Genomic DNA, 18,953 nt, shown 5'->3' on the forward strand with positions numbered 1-18,953 from the left:
GCGGGTGCGCTGGCCCGGGCAGGAACCCGGGTGCGATGCTGAGCGTTGTTCCCTTGGTGCGGACTCGCTTAGACTCCGCCGATGCCACCGTTGCCGGCGGCATCACATACCCCCAACCATCAGGCCGTTCACCATCGCGGTCGTGTGAAGGAAGTTCCGACCCGTGAGTCTCCTGACCCTCCTCCCGTTCATTGTGCTCATCGGGGCCATGTTCCTGATGACCCGGTCGGCCAAGAAGAAGCAGCAGCAGGCCATCGACATGCGGAACCAGATGCAGCCCGGTTCCGGCGTCCGCACCATCGGGGGCATGTATGCCACGGTCAAGGAGGTCAGCGAGGACACGGTCCTGCTCGACGCCGGCCCGGGTGTGGAGCTGCTGTTCGCGAAGAACTCGATCGGTGCCGTCCTGACCGACGACGAGTACAACCGCATCGTCCACGGCATCGAGCACGATCTGAAGTCCGATGCCGACGTCGTCCCCGACGACGCCTCCTCCCTCACCGAGACCGACGACTCCTCCGACGTTGCCGCCTCCGACGACACGCCTGTTGACCTCGGCAAGAAGGACGCGGCCGACGAGCAGGCCGACACCGCCGACGAGGCGAAGGCGGACGCGCAGCCGAAGAAGTCCGAGGGCGACTCCGAAGCGAAGTAGTCATGTCCCGGGGCGCGCGGGTAGCACCCGCGCGCCCCGGGACATGCCCAGCTCGCACGGAATCCCGACACCATGTCATGGCCGCCCGCGCCCCGACCCGGCGCGCGGCGGCCCGAGAGGGAGTACGAGAAGGTGGCAGCACTCAAAAAGGGAAAGAACGCGAGCGCCACAAGTAAGCCGTGGCGCTCGCTGGCTCTCATCCTGATCGCCATCGTGGCGCTCACCGGGGGAATGTTCGCCTCAGGGCACACCACTCCGCGTCTCGGCATCGACCTGGCCGGTGGTACGAGTATCACCCTGGCGGCCGTCCCCGAGGCCGGCCAGGAGTCCGCGATCAACAAGACCAACATGGACACCGCGGTCTCCATCATGGAGCGGCGTGTCAACGGTCTCGGTGTCTCCGAGGCCGAGGTCCAGACGCAGGGCACCCGCAACATCATCGTCAACATTCCCAAGGGCACGAATTCCAAGCAGGCCCGGGAACAGGTCGGCACCACCGCCAAGCTCTACTTCCGCCCGGTCCTGACCAGGGACCTGGCCGGCCCCGCCGCAACGCCCGAGCCCAGCGCGTCCCCGAGTGCCACGTCGAGTGGGGGTGCCGACAAGGACGGGGACAAGGCGACTTCGTCCACACCGTCTCCCACCGCCACGTCCCAGGGCCGCGCGGTCACCGATGCGTTGAAGGCCGACCCGACGCCGAGCGGCTCAGCCTCCGCAAGTGCCTCTGCCTCCACGGGCGCGAACAGCGACTCCAAAGAGAACAGCGAGCTCCAGGCCAAGTACGCCGTGCTGGACTGCGCCAAGCCCGCAGAGCGGGTCAAGGCAGGCAAGGATGTCAAGCCCACCGAGCCCACTGTGGCGTGCGGCCAGGTCTCAGAAGGGCAGTGGCAGAAGTATCTGCTCGGCCCGGCCGAGGTCGACGGCGGAGACATCGATGAGGCAGATGCCGTCTTCGACACGCAGGGCGGCGCAGGGTGGAAGGTTACTCTGGACTTCACTGGCGGTGGCTCCAAGAAGTTCGCGAGTATCACCGGCAAACTGGCACAGAACCAGTCCCCGCAGAATGAGTTCGCCATCGTCCTGGACGGAGACGTCGTCTCCAATCCCTATGTCAGTCAATCCCTGAGTGGCAAAGCCGAGATCTCCGGCAGTTTTCAGCAGGAAGAGGCCAAGAACCTGGCCAATATCCTGTCCTATGGTTCCCTGCCCATCACCTTCCGCGAGGACAGTGTCACCACCGTCACCGCCGCGCTCGGCGGTGAGCAGCTCAGGGCCGGTCTGATCGCGGGCGCCATCGGCCTCGCCCTGGTCGTGCTCTACCTGCTGCTCTACTACCGCGGCCTGTCGTTCATCGCCATCGCCTCCCTGCTGGTCTCCGCGGCCCTCACCTACGTGATCATGTCGCTGCTCGGCCCGGCCATCGGCTTCGCGCTGAACCTGCCGGCCGTGTGTGGTGCCATCGTCGCGATCGGCATCACGGCCGACTCGTTCATCGTGTTCTTCGAACGGGTCCGGGACGAGATCCGGGAGGGCCGCACGCTGCGCCCCGCCGTGGAGCGGGCCTGGCCGCGCGCCCGGCGCACCATCCTGGTCTCCGACTTCGTGTCGTTCCTCGCCGCCGCGGTGCTCTTCGTCGTCACCGTCGGCAAGGTGCAGGGCTTCGCGTTCACGCTCGGCCTGACCACCGTGCTCGACGTCGTCGTGGTCTTCTTCTTCACCAAGCCCCTGCTCACACTGATGGCCCGCCGGAAGTTCTTCGCGAGCGGCCACAAGTGGTCCGGACTCGACCCGAAGGCGCTGGGCGCGAAACCGCCCCTGCGCCGCACCCGTCGTCCCTCCGCTCCCGTCCAGACGAAGGAGGCGTGAGATGTCGAGACTCGGCACCCTCGGGGCCCGGCTGCACCACGGCGAGGTCGGCTACGACTTCATCAAGAACCGCAAGATCTGGTACGGCGTCTCCATCCTGATCACCATCCTGGCCATCGCCGGCCTGGCGGTGCGCGGCCTGCACATGGGCATCGAGTTCCAGGGCGGAGCGGTCTTCACCACCCCGAAGAACATGAGCGTCTCGGTCGCCACGGCCGAGAGGTACGCGGAGGAAGCCTCCGGTCACGACGCCATCGTTCAGCAGCTCGGCGACGGCAGCATGCGCATCCAGGTCGCCGGTATCGACACCGGCACCTCGGACAAGATCAAGGACACCCTCGCCGAGGACCTCAAGGTCGACGCCGAGCAGATCAACGCCGAGCTGGTCGGTCCCAGCTGGGGTGAACAGATCGCCAACAAGGCCTGGCAGGGCCTCGGCATCTTCATGGTCCTCGTCGTGATCTATCTGGCGATCGCCTTCGAGTGGCGCATGGCGGTCGCCGCGTTCGTGGCGCTGATCCACGACATCACGATCACCGTCGGCATCTACGCACTCGTCGGTTTCGAGGTCACACCGGGCACGGTGATCGGTCTGCTGACCATCCTCGGCTACTCGCTGTACGACACGGTCGTCGTGTTCGACAGCCTCAAGGAGCAGACGAGGGACATCACCAAACAGACCCGCTGGACCTACAGCGAGATCGCCAACCGCTCCATCAACAGCACCCTGGTCCGCTCCGTCAACACCACGGTGGTCGCGCTGCTGCCGGTGGGAGGCCTGCTGTTCATCGGTGGCGGTGTCCTCGGCGCGGGCATGCTCAACGACATCTCGCTGTCGCTGTTCGTCGGCCTCGCCGCCGGCGCGTACTCGTCCATCTTCATCGCCACCCCGCTCGTCGCCGACCTCAAGGAGCTCGAGCCGGGCATGAAGTCCCTGAAGAAGCGGGTCATGGCCAAGCGCGCCCACGGCGCGGACGGGGACGAGGGCCCGCAGATGGCCACCGTCACCGGCGGGGACCACGGCGACGACGCCGAGGACGCCACGCCGGCGGTCGTCGGACCGCGCGGCCGGCCCGCCTCCCGTGCCCGTGGCCGGGGACGTCCTTCGGGGAAGCGCCGATGACCGAGCTCACCGACATCCCGGCTCTGCTGCTCAGCCGCATCCGGGACGTGGCGGACTACCCGGAACCGGGTGTGATGTTCAAGGACATCACCCCGCTCCTGGCGGATCCGGAAGCGTTCTCCGCGCTCAGCGACGCCTTCGCCGGTATCGCCCGGAGCACCGGTGCCACCAAGGTCGTCGGTCTGGAGGCCCGGGGCTTCATCCTCGGCGCCCCGGTCGCCGTCCGCGCGGGCCTCGGCTTCATCCCCGTACGCAAGGCGGGCAAGCTCCCCGGAGCGACCCTCAGCCAGGCGTACGACCTGGAGTACGGCTCCGCCGAGATCGAGGTGCACGCGGAGGATCTGAACTCCGGCGACCGGATCCTGGTGGTCGACGACGTCCTCGCCACGGGCGGCACGGCCGAGGCGTCGATCGAGCTCATCCGCAGGGCGGGCGCCGAGGTCGCGGGCCTCGCCGTGCTGATGGAACTCGGTTTCCTCGGCGGCCGGGCCCGGGTGGAGCCGGCCCTGGCGGGCGCCCCGCTGGAGGCGCTGCTCACGGTCTGACCGGCTACGGAACAGTCACATCTGCCTCTGTCGCAGCACGCGGGCGGACACCGGAGGAATCCGGTGTCCGCCTCGTGCGTTTCCCGGGTAGACGGTCCTCACACCGCTCCGAAGGCGAACCGCGGGCAAGGGATCGCTACCATGGGGTCTCCGGAGCCTGACCGGGGGACCCGGATCGTGCACGAGGAGTCCTCTTGCCAGACGAGGCCCAGCATCTGACCGCGGCCAAGCCCGAGTCCGCCTCGGCGGCCGCGGCGAAGCCCGCGCCGAGCGCGCCCCACGCGAAGAACGACGCGCGTGGGCCGGTCCAGCACGTCCCGTCCACCCCGGTCGACAAGCCGGAGCAGCCGCACCCCAAGCCCTCCCCTCCCGAGCGCTCGGCCGCCGTGGCCCGCCCCAACACCGGCCAGCCCGCCCGCTCCGGCTCCTCCAACCGCGTCCGCGCCCGCCTCGCCCGGCTCGGTGTCCAGCGCGCCAACCCGTACAACCCGGTGCTGGAGCCGCTGCTGCGCATCGTCCGGGGCAACGACCCCAAGATCGAGAACGCCACGCTGCGCCAGATCGAGCGCGCCTACCAGGTCGCCGAGCGCTGGCACCGCGGCCAGAAGCGCAAGAGCGGTGACCCGTACATCACGCACCCGCTCGCCGTCACCACCATCCTCGCCGAGCTGGGCATGGACCCGGCCACGCTGATGGCCGGCCTGTTGCACGACACCGTGGAGGACACCGAGTACGGGCTGGAGGACTTGCGCCGGGACTTCGGCGACGTGGTCACCCTGCTCGTCGACGGCGTCACCAAGCTGGACAAGGTCAAGTTCGGCGAGGCCGCGCAGGCCGAGACCGTGCGCAAGATGGTCGTCGCCATGGCCAAGGACCCCCGTGTCCTGGTCATCAAGCTCGCCGACCGCCTGCACAACATGCGCACCATGCGCTACCTCAAGCGCGAGAAGCAGGAGAAGAAGGCGCGCGAGACCCTGGAGATCTACGCGCCGCTGGCCCACCGCCTGGGCATGAACACCATCAAGTGGGAGCTGGAGGACCTCGCCTTCGCGATCCTCTATCCCAAGATGTACGACGAGATCGTCCGCCTGGTCGCCGAGCGTGCCCCCAAGCGGGACGAGTACCTCGCCATCGTCACCGACGAGGTGCAGCAGGACCTCAGGGCGGCCCGTATCAAGGCCACCGTCACCGGCCGCCCCAAGCACTACTACAGCGTCTACCAGAAGATGATCGTCCGCGGCCGTGACTTCGCGGAGATCTACGACCTGGTGGGCATCCGCGTGCTCGTGGACACCGTCCGCGACTGCTACGCGGCCCTCGGCACGGTGCACGCGCGATGGAACCCGGTCCCCGGCCGGTTCAAGGACTACATCGCGATGCCCAAGTTCAACATGTACCAGTCGCTGCACACCACGGTCATCGGCCCCGGCGGCAAGCCCGTCGAGCTGCAGATCCGCACCTTCGACATGCACCGCCGCGCGGAGTACGGCATCGCCGCGCACTGGAAGTACAAGCAGGAGGCCGTCGCCGGCGCCTCCAAGGTCCGCACCGACGTGCCCAAGAGCTCCGGCAAGGACAAGGACGCCATCAACGACATGGCGTGGCTGCGGCAGCTCCTGGACTGGCAGAAGGAGACCGAGGACCCGGGCGAGTTCCTGGAGTCCCTGCGCTTCGACCTGTCCCGCAACGAGGTCTTCGTCTTCACCCCCAAGGGTGACGTCATAGCACTGCCCGCCGGTGCCACCCCCGTGGACTTCGCGTACGCGGTCCACACCGAGGTCGGCCACCGCACCATAGGGGCCCGGGTCAACGGGCGTCTCGTCCCGCTGGAGTCGACCCTCGACAACGGCGACCTGGTGGAGGTCTTCACCTCCAAGGCGGCCGGCGCCGGCCCCTCCCGCGACTGGCTCGGCTTCGTCAAGTCGCCGCGCGCCCGCAACAAGATCCGCGCCTGGTTCTCCAAGGAACGCCGCGACGAGGCCATCGAGCACGGCAAGGACTCGATCGTCCGCGCGATGCGCAAGCAGAACCTGCCCATCCAGCGCATCCTCACCGGCGACTCCCTGGTCACCCTGGCGCACGAGATGCGCTACTCGGACATCTCCGCGCTGTACGCGGCGATCGGCGAGGGCCATGTCTCCGCACAGAACATCGTGCAGAAGCTCGTCCAGGCCCTCGGCGGCGAGGAGGCGGCCACCGAGGAGATCGACGAGTCGGTCCCGCCGGCCCGCAGCCGCAAGCGCCGCTCCAGTACCGACCCCGGCGTCGTCGTCAAGGGGGTCGAGGACGTCTGGGTCAAGCTGGCCCGCTGCTGCACGCCGGTGCCCGGAGACCCGATCATCGGCTTCGTGACCCGGGGCAGCGGAGTCTCGGTGCACCGCAGCGACTGCGTCAACGTCGACTCGCTGTCCCGTGAGCCGGAGCGGATCCTCGCGGTCGAGTGGGCCCCCACCCAGTCCTCGGTCTTCCTGGTGGCCATCCAGGTCGAGGCCCTGGACCGCTCCCGGCTGCTGTCGGACGTCACCCGCGTCCTGTCCGACCAGCACGTCAACATCCTGTCCGCGGCCGTCCAGACCTCCCGCGACCGGGTGGCCACCTCCCGCTTCACCTTCGAGATGGGCGACCCCAAGCACTTGGGCCACGTCCTGAAGGCCGTACGGGGCGTGGAGGGCGTCTACGACGTCTACCGCGTGACCTCGGCCCGCAACCGCACCTAGCGCCTCTCCGGCGGGGGCAGGCGGAGGGGTCGTGCCCCACGACGTGGTGCAGGGGATCACGCATGGCGCGTTCCGGTTCGAGGCCCGTGGCGATCTCCGTGGAGACGGCAGCCCGGGAAGCGTCCCGTTGAGGCGCGTGGAACGTCGGACGGCGCGCGGGCACCGCCCCTGGCCTGCGGATTCCGGCGCCTTGATTCGCTGCACCACCGGGCGGGACGCCATCGGCGGAGGTGGCTCCCACACGTGCCGGCGAGCCGGGGCCGGTGCGGTCGGCCGCACGGCGGAGGAGGGCGTCGACGCGATCGGAGTCCCTGCGCCCGGGTCCCTCCCGCGTCGGCCGAGCCGAGTGGCGGGGGAGTGCGGCAAACCGTCGACGGAGCCACGGGGGATCGGTCGGGAAGGGCGGCGGCGTCCGCGTCGGCGCCGGGCGGTGGAGCTGCCGGAGAGCCCGTTGCCGGTGTACACGTCGGGCCGGACGGCGGAGCGGTACCGGTCGTGGGTGAGTGAGCGGTGCCAGGTGCGCTACGACGGCCCGGCGGCTCGCGCTCTGGCTGAGGAGACGATGCGCGTCGAGGCGGCGTCGAAGAACAATCCCGCACGAGGGATGCGACCCGCCCCGGTCACACGGAGGGGGCTGCCGTACCCCAGGTACGGCAGCCCCCTGTCGCGCGCGCGGATCCCGAAGGCTCAGCCGCCGAACTCCTGCAGACCCTTCAGCGCCTGGTCCAGCAGGGCCTGGCGGCCCTCCAGCTCACGCTCGAGCTTCTCCGCCTTGGCGGTGTTGCCCTGCGCGCGGGCCTGCTCCGCCTGGCCCTTCAGCTTGTCCACGGCGGCCTGCAGCTGACCGGTCAGACCCGCGGCACGCGCGCGTGCCTCCGGGTTCGTCCGGCGCCACTCGGCCTCCTCGGCCTCCTGCAGGGCCCGCTCCACGGTGTGCATCCGGCCCTCGACCTTCGGGCGGGCGTCCCGCGGCACATGGCCGATGGCCTCCCAGCGCTCGTTGATCGCGCGGAACGCGGCCCGTGAGGCCTTCAGATCCGAGATCGGCAGCAGCTTCTCGGCCTCCCCGGCCAGTTCCTCCTTCAGCTTGAGGTTCTCCGCCTGCTCGGCGTCCCGCTCGGCGAACACCGAGCTGCGGGCGGCGAAGAAGACGTCCTGGGCACCGCGGAAGCGGTTCCACAGGTCCTCCTCGTGCTCGCGCTGGGCGCGGCCCGCGGCCTTCCACTCCGTCATCAGATCGCGGTAGCGGGCGGCCGTCGGCCCCCAGTCCGTCGAGCTCGACAGCGACTCGGCCTCGGCGACCAGCCGTTCCTTGGTCCTGCGGGCCTCTTCGCGCTGCGCGTCCAGCTGCGCGAAGTGCTGCTTGCGCCGCTTGGAGAACGCCGACCGCGCGTGCGAGAACCGGTGCCACAGCTCGTCGTCGGACTTGCGGTCCAGCCGCGGCAGGCCCTTCCAGGTGTCCACCAGGGACCGCAGCCGCTCACCGGCCACCCGCCACTGATCGGACCGGGCCAGCTCCTCCGCCTCGACGACCAGCGCCTCCTTGGCATGGCGCGCTTCGTCCGACTGCTTGGCACGCTGCGCCTTGCGCTCCTCGCGGCGCGCTTCCACCAGCTCCACGAGCTTGTCCAGCCGGGCCCTGAGGGCGTCCAGGTCACCGACCGCGTGATGGGCGTCGACCTGTCCGCGCAGGTGCCCGATTGCGGTCTGGGCGTCCTTGGACGACAGGTCGGTGGTCTTCACTCGCTTCTCGAGGAGGCCGATCTCGACAACCAGGCCCTCGTACTTGCGCTCGAAGTAGGCCAGAGCCTCCTCGGGGGAGCCGGCCTGCCAGGAACCGACGACCTGCTCGCCGTCGGCCGTACGCACGTACACGGTCCCCGTCTCGTCGACGCGGCCCCACGGGTCGCTGCTCACAGCGCCTCCTCCACATGATGCCGTCGAGGGGGCCTGTGAGCTCCCCCGGGCATCGTCCACAGTTTCGTCACGGCCAACATAGGCGACCGACGGGATGCCTGTCCGCATCCCGCGCGACCGAAATTCCGCAGTTGGGGATCAGGATTTCGTGACCGTCGCCTTGTTGATGACGACCGTCGCGTTGGGTGCGGTATTCCCGGTCGCGGGGTCCATGGGCTGGGCACCGGCGTCCGCGATCTTCTTCAGCACCTTCATCCCCGCCTCGGACACCGTGCCGAACGGTGTGTAGTCGGGCGGCAGCTGACTGTCCTGGTAGACCAGGAAGAACTGACTGCCCCCGCTGTCGCGCCCCTGCTGCGTCTGCGCGTTGTACTGGTTGGCCATCGCGACCGTGCCGGCCGGGTACACATTGCCCTTCAGGCTCGGGTCCTTCAGATTCTCGTCGGGAATCGTGTAGCCGGGTCCGCCCGCTCCGGTGCCCTGCGGATCGCCGCACTGCAGCACGAAGATGCCCGTGTCGGTCAGCCGGTGGCACTTGGTGTGGTCGAAGTAGCCCTTGTTCGCGAGGAAGTCGAAGGAGTTGACGGTGTGCGGCGCCGCCGACGCCTTCAGCGCCACGTCTATCTCACCGCAGGTCGTGTCCAGCTTCATGGTGTACTTCGCCGACTCGTCGATGGACATCGCCGGCTCCTTCTTCCACGTCTGCGACGCGACCTTGCCCTCGGCGGGCTTGTCGCACGGGTCCGGAGCCTTGCTGGTCGGCGCGGCGCTCGGGGTCGCCTCCGCGCTCGCGTTGGTCTTGTCGTCGTCCTGATCCAGGGCCCCGGTCGTGTACAGCGCGAGGCTGCCGATCAGGACCACACCGAGCGCGGACGCGATCACCGAGTTGCGGATCCGCGACTTGCGGCGCGCGTCGGTGCGCCGCTGCTGCTGCCGCAAGAACTTCTCCCGGGCGAGCTGACGCCGCCGCTGTTCCTGGCTGACCACCGGGTTCTCTCCTCATGCGTCTCGTGTGCCGGCCGGTACGCGTGCGTGCGTGCGGTGAGCCGACCGCCTGCGTTGCCCCGTACCGTATATGGGTTCGCTGAGGAATCGGCAGCGCCGGTAGGCTCTGACCACGGGCGCAGCCCGGTCGCAAGCCTCCCTTACCGACACAACGAAGGACGATCGTGCTCATTGCCGGGTTCCCCGCCGGGGCCTGGGGGACGAACTGTTATCTCGTCGCCCCCGCCGCCGGTGAGGAGTGCGTGATCATCGACCCCGGCCACCAGGCCGCCGACGGCGTCGCGGAGGCGGTCCGCAAGCACCGCCTCAAGCCCGTCGCCGTCGTCCTCACCCACGGCCACATCGACCATGTCGCCTCGGTCGTCCCGGTGTGCGGGGCGCACGACGTACCCGCCTGGATCCACCCCGAGGACCGCTACATGATGAGCGACCCCGAGAAGGGCCTCGGCCGCTCCATCGGCATGCCGCTGATGGGCGAGCTGACGATGGGGGAACCGGACGACGTCAAGGAACTGACCGACGGCGCGCGGCTGGCACTGGCGGGCCTGGAGTTCTCCGTCGCGCACGCGCCGGGCCATACCAAGGGGTCGGTGACCTTCGGCCTGCCCGAGGCGGCGGACATCCCGCCGGTCATGTTCTCGGGCGACCTGCTGTTCGCCGGCTCCATCGGACGCACCGACCTGCCCGGCGGTGACATGGCCGAGATGCTCGACTCGCTGGCCCGCGTGTGCCTGCCGCTCGACGACTCGACCGTGGTGCTGTCCGGCCACGGCCCCCAGACGACCATCGGCCAGGAGCGCGCCACCAACCCCTACCTGCGGCAGGTGGCGGGCGGCCAGGGAGCCGGCGAGGCTCCCCGACGAGGAATGTGACGAGAGACTTCCGTGAGCACCTTCAAGGCCCCCAAGGGCACGTACGACCTGATCCCCCCGGACAGCGCCAAGTACCTCGCCGTCCGCGAGGCCATCGCGGCCCCGCTGCGGGGCTCCGGATACGGCTACATCGAGACGCCCGGCTTCGAGAACGTCGAGCTGTTCGCGCGCGGCGTCGGTGAGTCCACCGACATCGTGACCAAGGAGATGTACGTCTTCGAGACCAAGGGCGGCGACCGGCTCGCCCTGCGCCCCGAGGGCACCGCCTCCGTGCTGCGCGCCGCACTGGAGGCCAACCTGCACAAGGCCGGCAACCTCCCGGTCAAGCTCTGGTACTCCGGCTCGTACTACCGCTACGAGCGCCCCCAGAAGGGCCGCTACCGCCACTTCTCCCAGGTCGGCGCCGAGGCGATCGGCGCGGAGGACCCGGCCCTGGACGCCGAGCTGATCATCCTCGCCGACCAGGCGTACCGCTCGCTGGGCCTGCGCGACTTCCGCATCCTGCTGAACAGCCTGGGCGACAAGGAGTGCCGCCCCGTGTACCGGGCCGCGCTCCAGGACTTCCTGCGCGGCCTGGACCTGGACGAGGACACGCTGCGCCGCGCGGAGATCAACCCGCTGCGCGTCCTGGACGACAAGCGGGAGTCGGTGCAGAAGCAGCTCACCGGCGCGCCGCTGCTCCGGGACTACCTCTGCGACGCCTGCAAGGCGTACCACGAGGAGGTCCGTGAGCTGGTCACGGCGGCGGGCGTGGCCTTCGAGGACGATCCCAAGCTGGTGCGCGGCCTGGACTACTACACGCGCACCACCTTCGAGTTCGTCCACGACGGCCTGGGATCGCAGTCCGCGGTGGGCGGCGGCGGCCGCTACGACGGACTGTCCGAGATGATCGGCGGCCCCGCGCTGCCGTCCGTCGGCTGGGCGCTCGGCGTCGACCGCACCGTGCTGGCCCTGGAGGCGGAAGGCGTCGAACTCGAACTCCCCGCCACCACCAGCGTGTTCGCCGTGCCGCTCGGCGAGGAGGCGCGCCGGGTGCTGTTCGCGAAGGTCACCGAGCTGCGCAAGAACGGCGTGGCGGCGGACTTCTCCTACGGCGACAAGGGCCTCAAGGCGGCGATGAAGGCCGCCAACCGCTCGGGCGCCCGCTACGCCCTGGTGCTGGGCGAACGCGACATCGCCGAAGGCGTCGTCCAGCTCAAGGACATGGAGTCCGGCGAGCAGACGGCGGTCGGCGTGAACGAGATCGTGGCCGAGCTGGAGTCACGGCTCGGCTGATCGCGAGCGGCAGGCGCGGGTGCCCGTCACGGGCACCCGGCGCCCGCCGTCAACCGCGCCGGTCCGTGCGACACCCCGGCGGGGGACACGGGATGGATCGTGTGTGCGGCCGCACCACACGCGTCGGCCGTCACCGCACGCCCACGGGCGAACGCCGGTATGTCCTTATGCCCGCTCAACGGCGGACCCACAGCCCCGTACGGCACAATGGCACCTGCCCGAAGCAGGTCCACACTTCTCAGTGACGGAATCGGCGTGATGAGCAAGACGACAGTCAGGGACGTCGACATGGAGTCCGAACCCCCGGCCTCGCCGGAGCACCCGGCACAGGCGTCGCGCGCGGAAAGCGCGAGCCGGGCGTTCGCCCTGCTCCTGGTGATCACCGGAGCCGCCGGCGTGCTGGCCGCGTGGGTGATCACTCTCGACAAGTTCAAGCTGCTCGAGGCCAAGGTCAGAGGCGAGACCTTCGTCCCCGGGTGCAGCCTGAACCCCGTCGTCTCCTGCGGCAGCGTGATGGAGAGCGACCAGGCCTCCGTCTTCGGCTTCCCCAACCCGATGCTGGGTCTCGTCACCTACGGCATCGTCGTCTGCGTCGGTATGAGCCTGCTCGCCGGGGCCCGCTTCCCGCGCTGGTACTGGCTCACCTTCAACGCGGGCACGCTCTTCGGCGTCGTCTTCTGCGCCTGGCTGATGTTCCAGTCCCTGTACCGGATCAACGCCCTGTGCCTGTGGTGCTCCCTGGCCTGGGTCGCCACGATCATCATGTTCTGGTACGTGACGTCGTTCAACGTCCGTAAGGGTTTCCTGCCCGCCCCGGGCTGGCTGAAGAGCTTCTTCGGCGAGTTCACCTGGGTCCTGCCGGTCCTGCACATCGGCGTCATCGGGATGCTGATCCTGACGCGCTGGTGGGACTTCTGGACCAGCTGACCGCCCGCCCCGGGGTTGTCGGTGCGGTGCTTTAGGGTTTCAGCGTGGAGCCCGACCTGTTCACCGCCGCGGCGGAAGACCGCCAGGAGAAGGACCCGACCGGCAGCCCCTTGGCGGTCCGGATGCGCCCGCGCACCCTCGACGAGGTGGTGGGCCAGCAGCACCTGCTGAAGCCTGGCTCCCCGCTGCGCAGACTGGTCGGCGAAGGCGCCTCGGGCCCCGCGGGACCCTCTTCGGTGATCCTCTGGGGCCCGCCCGGCACGGGCAAGACGACCCTGGCCTACGTCGTCTCCAAGGCCACCAACAAGCGCTTCGTGGAGCTGTCGGCGATCACCGCGGGCGTCAAGGAGGTCCGCGCGGTCATCGACGGAGCCCGCCGCGCCTCCGGCGGGTACGGCCAGGAGACCGTCCTCTTCCTCGACGAGATCCACCGCTTCAGCAAGGCCCAGCAGGACTCCCTGCTCCCGGCGGTGGAGAACCGCTGGGTCACCCTGATCGCCGCGACCACCGAGAACCCCTACTTCTCGGTCATCTCCCCGCTGCTCTCGCGGTCCCTGCTGCTCACCCTCGAACCGCTCACCGACGACGACATCCGGGACCTGCTCCACCGCGCCCTCACCGACGAGCGGGGCCTGAAGAGCGCCCTCACCCTCCCCGAGGACACCGCGAACCACCTCCAGCGCATCGCCGGCGGCGACGCCCGCCGTGCGCTCACCGCCCTGGAGGCCGCCGCCGGCGCCGCGCTCGACAAGGGCGAGACGGAGGTGACGCTGGCCACCCTGGAGGAGACGGTCGACCGGGCCGCGGTGAAGTACGACCGCGACGGCGACCAGCACTACGACATCGCCAGCGCCCTGATCAAGTCCATCCGCGGCTCCGACGTGGACGCCGCCCTGCACTACCTGGCCCGCATGATCGAGGCCGGCGAGGACCCCCGTTTCATCGCCCGCCGGCTGATGATCTCCGCCAGTGAGGACATCGGCCTCGCCGACCCGACCGCGCTGCCCGTCGCGGTCGCCGCCGCCCAGGCCGTCGCCATGATCGGCTTTCCCGAGGCCGCCCTCACCCTCAGCCACGCCACCATCGCGCTCGCCCTCGCCCCGAAGTCCAACGCGGCGACCACCGCGATCGGCGCCGCCCTGGACGATGTCCGCAAGGGACTGTCCGGGCCTGTCCCGCCGCATCTGCGGGACAGCCACTACAAGGGCGCGAACAAGCTCGGGCACGGGAAGGGCTACACCTACCCGCACGACCTGCCCGAGGGCATCGCCGAACAGCAGTACGCGCCGGACGCGCTGAAGGACCGCGCGTACTACGAGCCCACCCGGCACGGCGCGGAGGCGAGGTACGCCGACGCGGTGGAGTGGACCAGGAAGCACCTCGGTCGGAAGCGGTCCTGACCACCCTGTAGACTTTCCGGCAGTGCTGCGTCCCGTGTCCGGCTCCGGTCGGCGCCTCAGGCGGGACATCCAGCCGGATCTTCGATCCAGGAGCGTCGCGCACCGTCGTAGGTGTCGCGGGCAGCCCACTACCACCCGTAAGTCCCGGGACCGGTCGGTGGGCCGTTCGTGTGCTGCACGTATGTGCCCAGACCAGGGGAGCGGCTGCCCACCAGGTCCCAGCGGACCCGATGGGAATCCCCGGCTGCGGATGCGACCTCCCGTAACCCTGAGGCAGCCGAAAAGGAAAAGGAAGAGAAGTGGCGAACCAGTCCCGCCCCAAGGTCAAGAAGTCGCGTGCCCTCGGCATCGCGCTGACCCCGAAGGCCGTCAAGTACTTCGAGGCCCGTCCCTACCCCCCGGGTGAGCACGGCCGCGGCCGCAAGCAGAACTCGGACTACAAGGTCCGTCTGCTGGAGAAGCAGCGTCTGCGCGCGCAGTACGACCTCTCCGAGCGCCAGCTGGTCCGCGCCTACGAGCGTGCCTCCAAGACCTCGATGAAGACCGGTGAGGCCCTGGTCATCGAGCTCGAGCGCCGTCTCGACGCGCTGGTCCTGCGTTCGGGTATCGCCCGCACGATCTACCAGGCCCGTCAGATGGTCGTCCACGGCCACATCGCGGTCAACGGCAAGAAGGTCGACAAGCCCTCCTTCCGTGTCCGTCCGGACGACGTCGTGCAGGTGCGCGAGCGCAGCAAGGAGAAGACCCTCTTCACGATCGCCCGTGAAGGCGGCTTCGCCCCCGACGGTGAGATCCCGCGCTACCTCCAGGTGAACCTCAAGGCCCTGGCGTTCCGCCTGGACCGTGAGCCGAACCGCAAGGAGATCCCGGTGATCTGCGACGAGCAGCTCGTCGTCGAGTACTACGCCCGCTGATCCCAGCAGGCACGCGGTGTTCCGAGCCCGCCGTCTCCCCGCCCCTGTGGGCGGACGAGGCGGCGGGCTCGTCTTCGCCCGACCCGTCCGCTCCCGCGACTTCGCCGGTGGCGCCCGGTAATCCGGTACGGAGCGACGTCACCGGCGCGATAGGCTCGGGCACACGACTTGTCCGTTGTTCAGGCGCGTTTCAAGGGAGCGGGTGCACACAGTGTCCGGTGGCGAGGTGGCCGGAATCCTGGTGGCCGTGTTCTGGGCGATCCTGGTCTCCTTCCTCGCCGTCGCGCTGGCGAGGCTGGCCCAGACGCTCCGGGCGACCACCAGGCTCGTGGCGGAGGTGACCGATCAGGCGGTCCCGCTGCTGGCCGACGCCTCCACGGCGGTGCGCTCCGCGCAGACCCAGATCGAGCGGGTCGACGCGATCGCCTCCGACGTCCAGGAGGTCACCTCCAATGCCTCCGCGCTGTCGACGACCGTGGCCTCCACCTTCGGCGGCCCCCTGGTCAAGGTCGCAGCCTTCGGCTACGGCGTACGCCGGGCCGTCAGCGGCCGCAAGGACGACGCCCCGGCCAAGTCGTCGAGGCGTCCCGTGATCGTGGGCCGTACCGTCCCGGGGGCGCGGCGGGAAAAGCGGACCCGGGGAAAGAGGGACTGACCCAGCGATGTTCCGCCGAACGTTCTGGTTCACCACCGGCGTCGCCGCCGGCGTGTGGGCCACCACCAAGGTCAACCGCAAGCTGAAGCAGCTGACACCCGAAAGCCTCGCCGTCACCGCGGCGAACAAGGCGATCGACGCCGGCGGCCGGCTCAAGGACCGCGCGGTGGACTTCGCCCTCGAGGTCCGCGACAACATGGCCCGACGCGAGGCGGAACTGGGCGACGCGCTCGGGCTGGGCGCCCCCGTCGACCGCGAACTCCCCCCGCCCCGGGGCTACGCCGTCATCGAGAACCGCAACAGCAGCAAGTACGTCGAGGGCCCGGCGCGCGCGTCGACGTACACGACGAACCCGTACAACCGGAATGAGGACCACTGATGGAGTCGGCCGAGATCCGCCGCCGCTGGCTGAGCTTCTTCGAGGAGCGCGGGCACACCGTCGTCCCTTCGGCGTCGCTCATCGCGGACGACCCGACTCTGCTGCTCGTGCCGGCCGGCATGGTGCCCTTCAAGCCCTACTTCCTGGGCGAGGTCAAGCCGCCCTTCGACCGCGCCACCAGCGTGCAGAAGTGCGTGCGTACGCCGGACATCGAAGAGGTCGGCAAGACCACGCGCCACGGCACGTTCTTCCAGATGTGCGGCAACTTCGCCTTCGGCGACTACTTCAAGGAAGGCGCCATCACGTACGCCTGGGAGCTGCTCACCAGCCCTCAGGACAAGGGCGGTTACGGCCTCGACCCCGAGCGGCTGTGGATCACCGTCTATCAGGACGACGACGAGGCCGAGCGCATCTGGCACGACGTCGTGGGTGTCCCCTCCGAGCGCATCCAGCGCCTCGGCAAGAAGGACAACTACTGGTCCATGGGCGTCCCCGGTCCCTGTGGCCCCTGCTCCGAGATCAACTACGACCGCGGCCCCGAGTTCGGCGCCGAGGGCGGCCCCGCCGTCAACGACGAGCGGTACGTGGAGATCTGGAACCTCGTCTTCATGCAGTACGAGCGGGGCGAGGGCACCGGCAAGGAGGAGTTCGAGATCCTCGGCGAACTGCCGAGCAAGAACATCGACACGGGTCTCGGCCTGGAACGCCTCGCCATGATTCTGCAGGGCGTGCAGAACATGTACGAGATCGACACCTCCATGGCCGTGATCAAGAGGGCCACCGAGCTGACCGGCGTGGCCTACGGCGACGCCCAGGCCTCGGACGTCTCGCTGCGCGTGGTCACCGACCACATGCGCACCTCCGTGATGCTCATCGGTGACGGCGTCACCCCCGGCAACGAGGGCCGCGGCTATGTGCTGCGCCGCATCATGCGCCGCGCCATCCGCAACATGCGCCTGCTCGGCGCCACCGGTCCGGTCGTCAAGGACCTGATCGATGTGGTGATCGAGATGATGGGACAGCAGTACCCCGAGCTGGTCACCGACCGCGAGCGCATCGAGAAGGTCGCCCTTGCCGAGGAGAACGCCTTCCTCAAGACGCTGAAGGCCGGCACCAACATCCTCGACGCCGCCGTGAGCGACACCAAGTCCGCCGGCGGTACCGTCCTGGCCGGCGACAAGGCGTTCCTGCTCCACGACACCTGGGGCTTCCCGATCGACCTCACCCTGGAGATGGCCGCCGAGCAGGGTCTCTCCGTGGACGAGGACGGGTTCCGCCGGCTGATGAAGGAGCAGCGGGAGCGCGCCAAGGCCGACGCCCAGGCCAAGAAGACCGGCCACGCGGGCGCCGGTGCCTACCGCGAGATCGCCGACCAGTCCGGTGCCACCGACTTCGTCGGCTACAGCGACACCGAGAGCGAGTCCACGATCGTCGGCATCCTCGTCGACGGCGCCTCCTCCCCGGCCGCCACCGAGGGCGACGAGGTCGAGATCGTCCTGGACCGCACCCCCTTCTACGCCGAGGGCGGCGGCCAGATCGGCGACACCGGCCGCATCAAGGTCGACACCGGTGCCGTCATCGAGATCCGTGACTGTCAGAAGCCGGTCCCGGGTGTGTACGTCCACAAGGGTGTCGTCCAGGTCGGCGAGGTCACCGTCGGTGCCAAGGCCCACGCCGCCATCGACGGGCGCCGCCGTACGGCCATCGCCCGCGCCCACTCGGCCACCCACCTCACCCACCAGGCGCTGCGCGACGCCCTGGGCCCGACGGCCGCCCAGGCCGGCTCCGAGAACCAGCCCGGCCGCTTCCGCTTCGACTTCGGCTCGCCGTCCGCCGTACCGACGGCCGTGATGACCGACGTCGAGCAGAAGATCAACGAGGTGCTCGCCCGCGACCTCGACGTGCGCGCCGACGTCATGGGCATCGACGAGGCCAAGAAGCAGGGCGCCATCGCGGAGTTCGGTGAGAAGTACGGCGAGCGCGTGCGCGTCGTGACCATCGGCGACTTCTCCAAGGAGCTGTGCGGCGGCACCCATGTGCACAACACCGCCCAGCTGGGCCTGGTGAAGTTGCTGGGCGAGTCGTCCATCGGCTCCGGTGTGCGCCGTATCGAGGCCCTGGTGGGCGTGGACGCCTACAACTTCCTCGCCCGGGAGCACACGGTCGTCGCCCAGCTCCAGGAGTTGATCAAGGGCCGCCCGGAGGAGCTTCCGGAGAAGGTCTCCGCCATGCTCGGCAAGCTCAAGGACGCCGAGAAGGAGATCGAGAAGTTCCGCGCCGAGAAGGTACTCCAGGCGGCCGCCGGTCTCGCCGAGTCCGCCAAGGACGTCCGCGGTGTCGCCCTCGTCACCGGCCAGGTCCCCGACGGCACCACACCGGACGACCTGCGCAAGCTGGTCCTCGACGTGCGGGGCCGCATCCAGGGCGGCAGGGCTGTCGTCGTCGCCCTGTTCACCGTGAACAACGGCAAGCCGCTGACGGTCATCGCCACCAACGAGGCCGCACGCGAGCGCGGCCTCAAGGCCGGTGACCTGGTGCGCACCGCCGCCAAGACGCTCGGCGGCGGTGGCGGCGGCAAGCCGGACCTCGCCCAGGGCGGCGGCCAGAACCCGGCCGCCGTCGGCGAGGCCGTCGACGCCGTCGAGCGCCTCGTGGCGGACACCGCCAAGTGAACGGCCCCGCTCAGGAGCGGACGGACGGCCC

The 18,953-nt window shown here is 69.5% G+C and carries 15 protein-coding genes; 13 read left to right on the forward strand and 2 right to left on the reverse strand.

Going from position 1 to position 18,953, the window contains the following annotated elements:
• The first annotated feature begins 163 nt into the window (after positions 1-163).
• The 5 genes from yajC (at position 164) to relA (ending at position 6,906) form a co-directional block, all read left to right on the forward strand.
• Positions 164-655, forward strand: a complete 492-nt coding sequence (yajC, locus tag ACIF9R_RS01540) for a preprotein translocase subunit YajC (protein ID WP_399972720.1) — start codon at positions 164-166, stop codon at positions 653-655.
• Positions 656-787: 132 nt separating this feature from the next.
• Positions 788-2,521, forward strand: coding sequence for a protein translocase subunit SecD (gene secD, locus ACIF9R_RS01545; RefSeq protein WP_399972722.1), 1,734 nt, complete (start codon positions 788-790; stop codon positions 2,519-2,521).
• A gap of 1 nt (position 2,522) precedes the next feature.
• Positions 2,523-3,644 (forward strand): protein translocase subunit SecF, encoded by a 1,122-nt coding sequence (gene secF / locus ACIF9R_RS01550; RefSeq protein WP_399972725.1) that lies wholly within the window; start codon positions 2,523-2,525, stop codon positions 3,642-3,644.
• Positions 3,641-4,189 (forward strand): adenine phosphoribosyltransferase, encoded by a 549-nt coding sequence (locus ACIF9R_RS01555; protein WP_399972728.1) that lies wholly within the window; start codon positions 3,641-3,643, stop codon positions 4,187-4,189. Before secF ends, ACIF9R_RS01555 begins: the two co-directional genes overlap by 4 nt.
• A gap of 194 nt (positions 4,190-4,383) precedes the next feature.
• Positions 4,384-6,906, forward strand: coding sequence for a GTP pyrophosphokinase (gene relA, locus ACIF9R_RS01560; RefSeq protein WP_399972730.1), 2,523 nt, complete (start codon positions 4,384-4,386; stop codon positions 6,904-6,906).
• A 687-nt stretch (positions 6,907-7,593) separates the two neighbouring features.
• Here the strand turns inward: relA and ACIF9R_RS01565 are convergent.
• Both ACIF9R_RS01565 and ACIF9R_RS01570 read right to left on the reverse strand, forming a co-directional pair.
• Complete coding sequence (locus ACIF9R_RS01565; RefSeq protein ID WP_399972733.1) at positions 7,594-8,823, reverse strand: DUF349 domain-containing protein; 1,230 nt, start codon at positions 8,821-8,823, stop codon at positions 7,594-7,596.
• A gap of 138 nt (positions 8,824-8,961) precedes the next feature.
• Positions 8,962-9,810 carry a peptidylprolyl isomerase gene (locus tag ACIF9R_RS01570; protein WP_399972736.1) on the reverse strand — a complete coding sequence of 283 codons (849 nt, stop codon included), beginning with the start codon at positions 9,808-9,810 and terminating at the stop codon, positions 8,962-8,964.
• Between the two features lie 182 nt (positions 9,811-9,992).
• Here ACIF9R_RS01570 and ACIF9R_RS01575 point away from each other — a divergent pair, with 182 nt between their 5' ends.
• The 8 genes from ACIF9R_RS01575 to alaS all read left to right on the forward strand — a co-directional run bounded on the left by ACIF9R_RS01575 (position 9,993) and on the right by alaS (position 18,922).
• Positions 9,993-10,700, forward strand: a complete 708-nt coding sequence (locus tag ACIF9R_RS01575) for an MBL fold metallo-hydrolase (RefSeq protein WP_399972739.1) — start codon at positions 9,993-9,995, stop codon at positions 10,698-10,700.
• A 12-nt stretch (positions 10,701-10,712) separates the two neighbouring features.
• Positions 10,713-11,975, forward strand: coding sequence for a histidine--tRNA ligase (gene hisS / locus ACIF9R_RS01580; protein WP_399972741.1), 1,263 nt, complete (start codon positions 10,713-10,715; stop codon positions 11,973-11,975).
• Between the two features lie 258 nt (positions 11,976-12,233).
• Positions 12,234-12,902 carry a vitamin K epoxide reductase family protein gene (locus ACIF9R_RS01585; protein WP_399972743.1) on the forward strand — a complete coding sequence of 223 codons (669 nt, stop codon included), beginning with the start codon at positions 12,234-12,236 and terminating at the stop codon, positions 12,900-12,902.
• Between the two features lie 44 nt (positions 12,903-12,946).
• On the forward strand, positions 12,947-14,302 hold the full coding sequence (locus ACIF9R_RS01590; RefSeq protein ID WP_399972746.1) for a replication-associated recombination protein A: 1,356 nt from the start codon (positions 12,947-12,949) through the stop codon (positions 14,300-14,302).
• A 299-nt stretch (positions 14,303-14,601) separates the two neighbouring features.
• Complete coding sequence (rpsD, locus tag ACIF9R_RS01595) at positions 14,602-15,216, forward strand: 30S ribosomal protein S4 (RefSeq protein ID WP_399972749.1); 615 nt, start codon at positions 14,602-14,604, stop codon at positions 15,214-15,216.
• A 202-nt stretch (positions 15,217-15,418) separates the two neighbouring features.
• Positions 15,419-15,871, forward strand: a complete 453-nt coding sequence (locus tag ACIF9R_RS01600; RefSeq protein WP_399972753.1) for a DUF948 domain-containing protein — start codon at positions 15,419-15,421, stop codon at positions 15,869-15,871.
• A gap of 7 nt (positions 15,872-15,878) precedes the next feature.
• Entirely contained in the window at positions 15,879-16,250 is a 372-nt protein-coding gene (locus tag ACIF9R_RS01605; protein ID WP_399972756.1) for a hypothetical protein, read from the forward strand.
• Positions 16,250-18,922 (forward strand): alanine--tRNA ligase, encoded by a 2,673-nt coding sequence (gene alaS, locus ACIF9R_RS01610; protein WP_399972759.1) that lies wholly within the window; start codon positions 16,250-16,252, stop codon positions 18,920-18,922. Before ACIF9R_RS01605 ends, alaS begins: the two co-directional genes overlap by 1 nt.
• The last annotated feature ends 31 nt before the right edge of the window (positions 18,923-18,953 follow it).

Source organism: Streptomyces sp. NPDC086080 (assembly GCF_044540255.1).
In the GTDB taxonomy this organism is placed as follows: domain Bacteria; phylum Actinomycetota; class Actinomycetes; order Streptomycetales; family Streptomycetaceae; genus Streptomyces.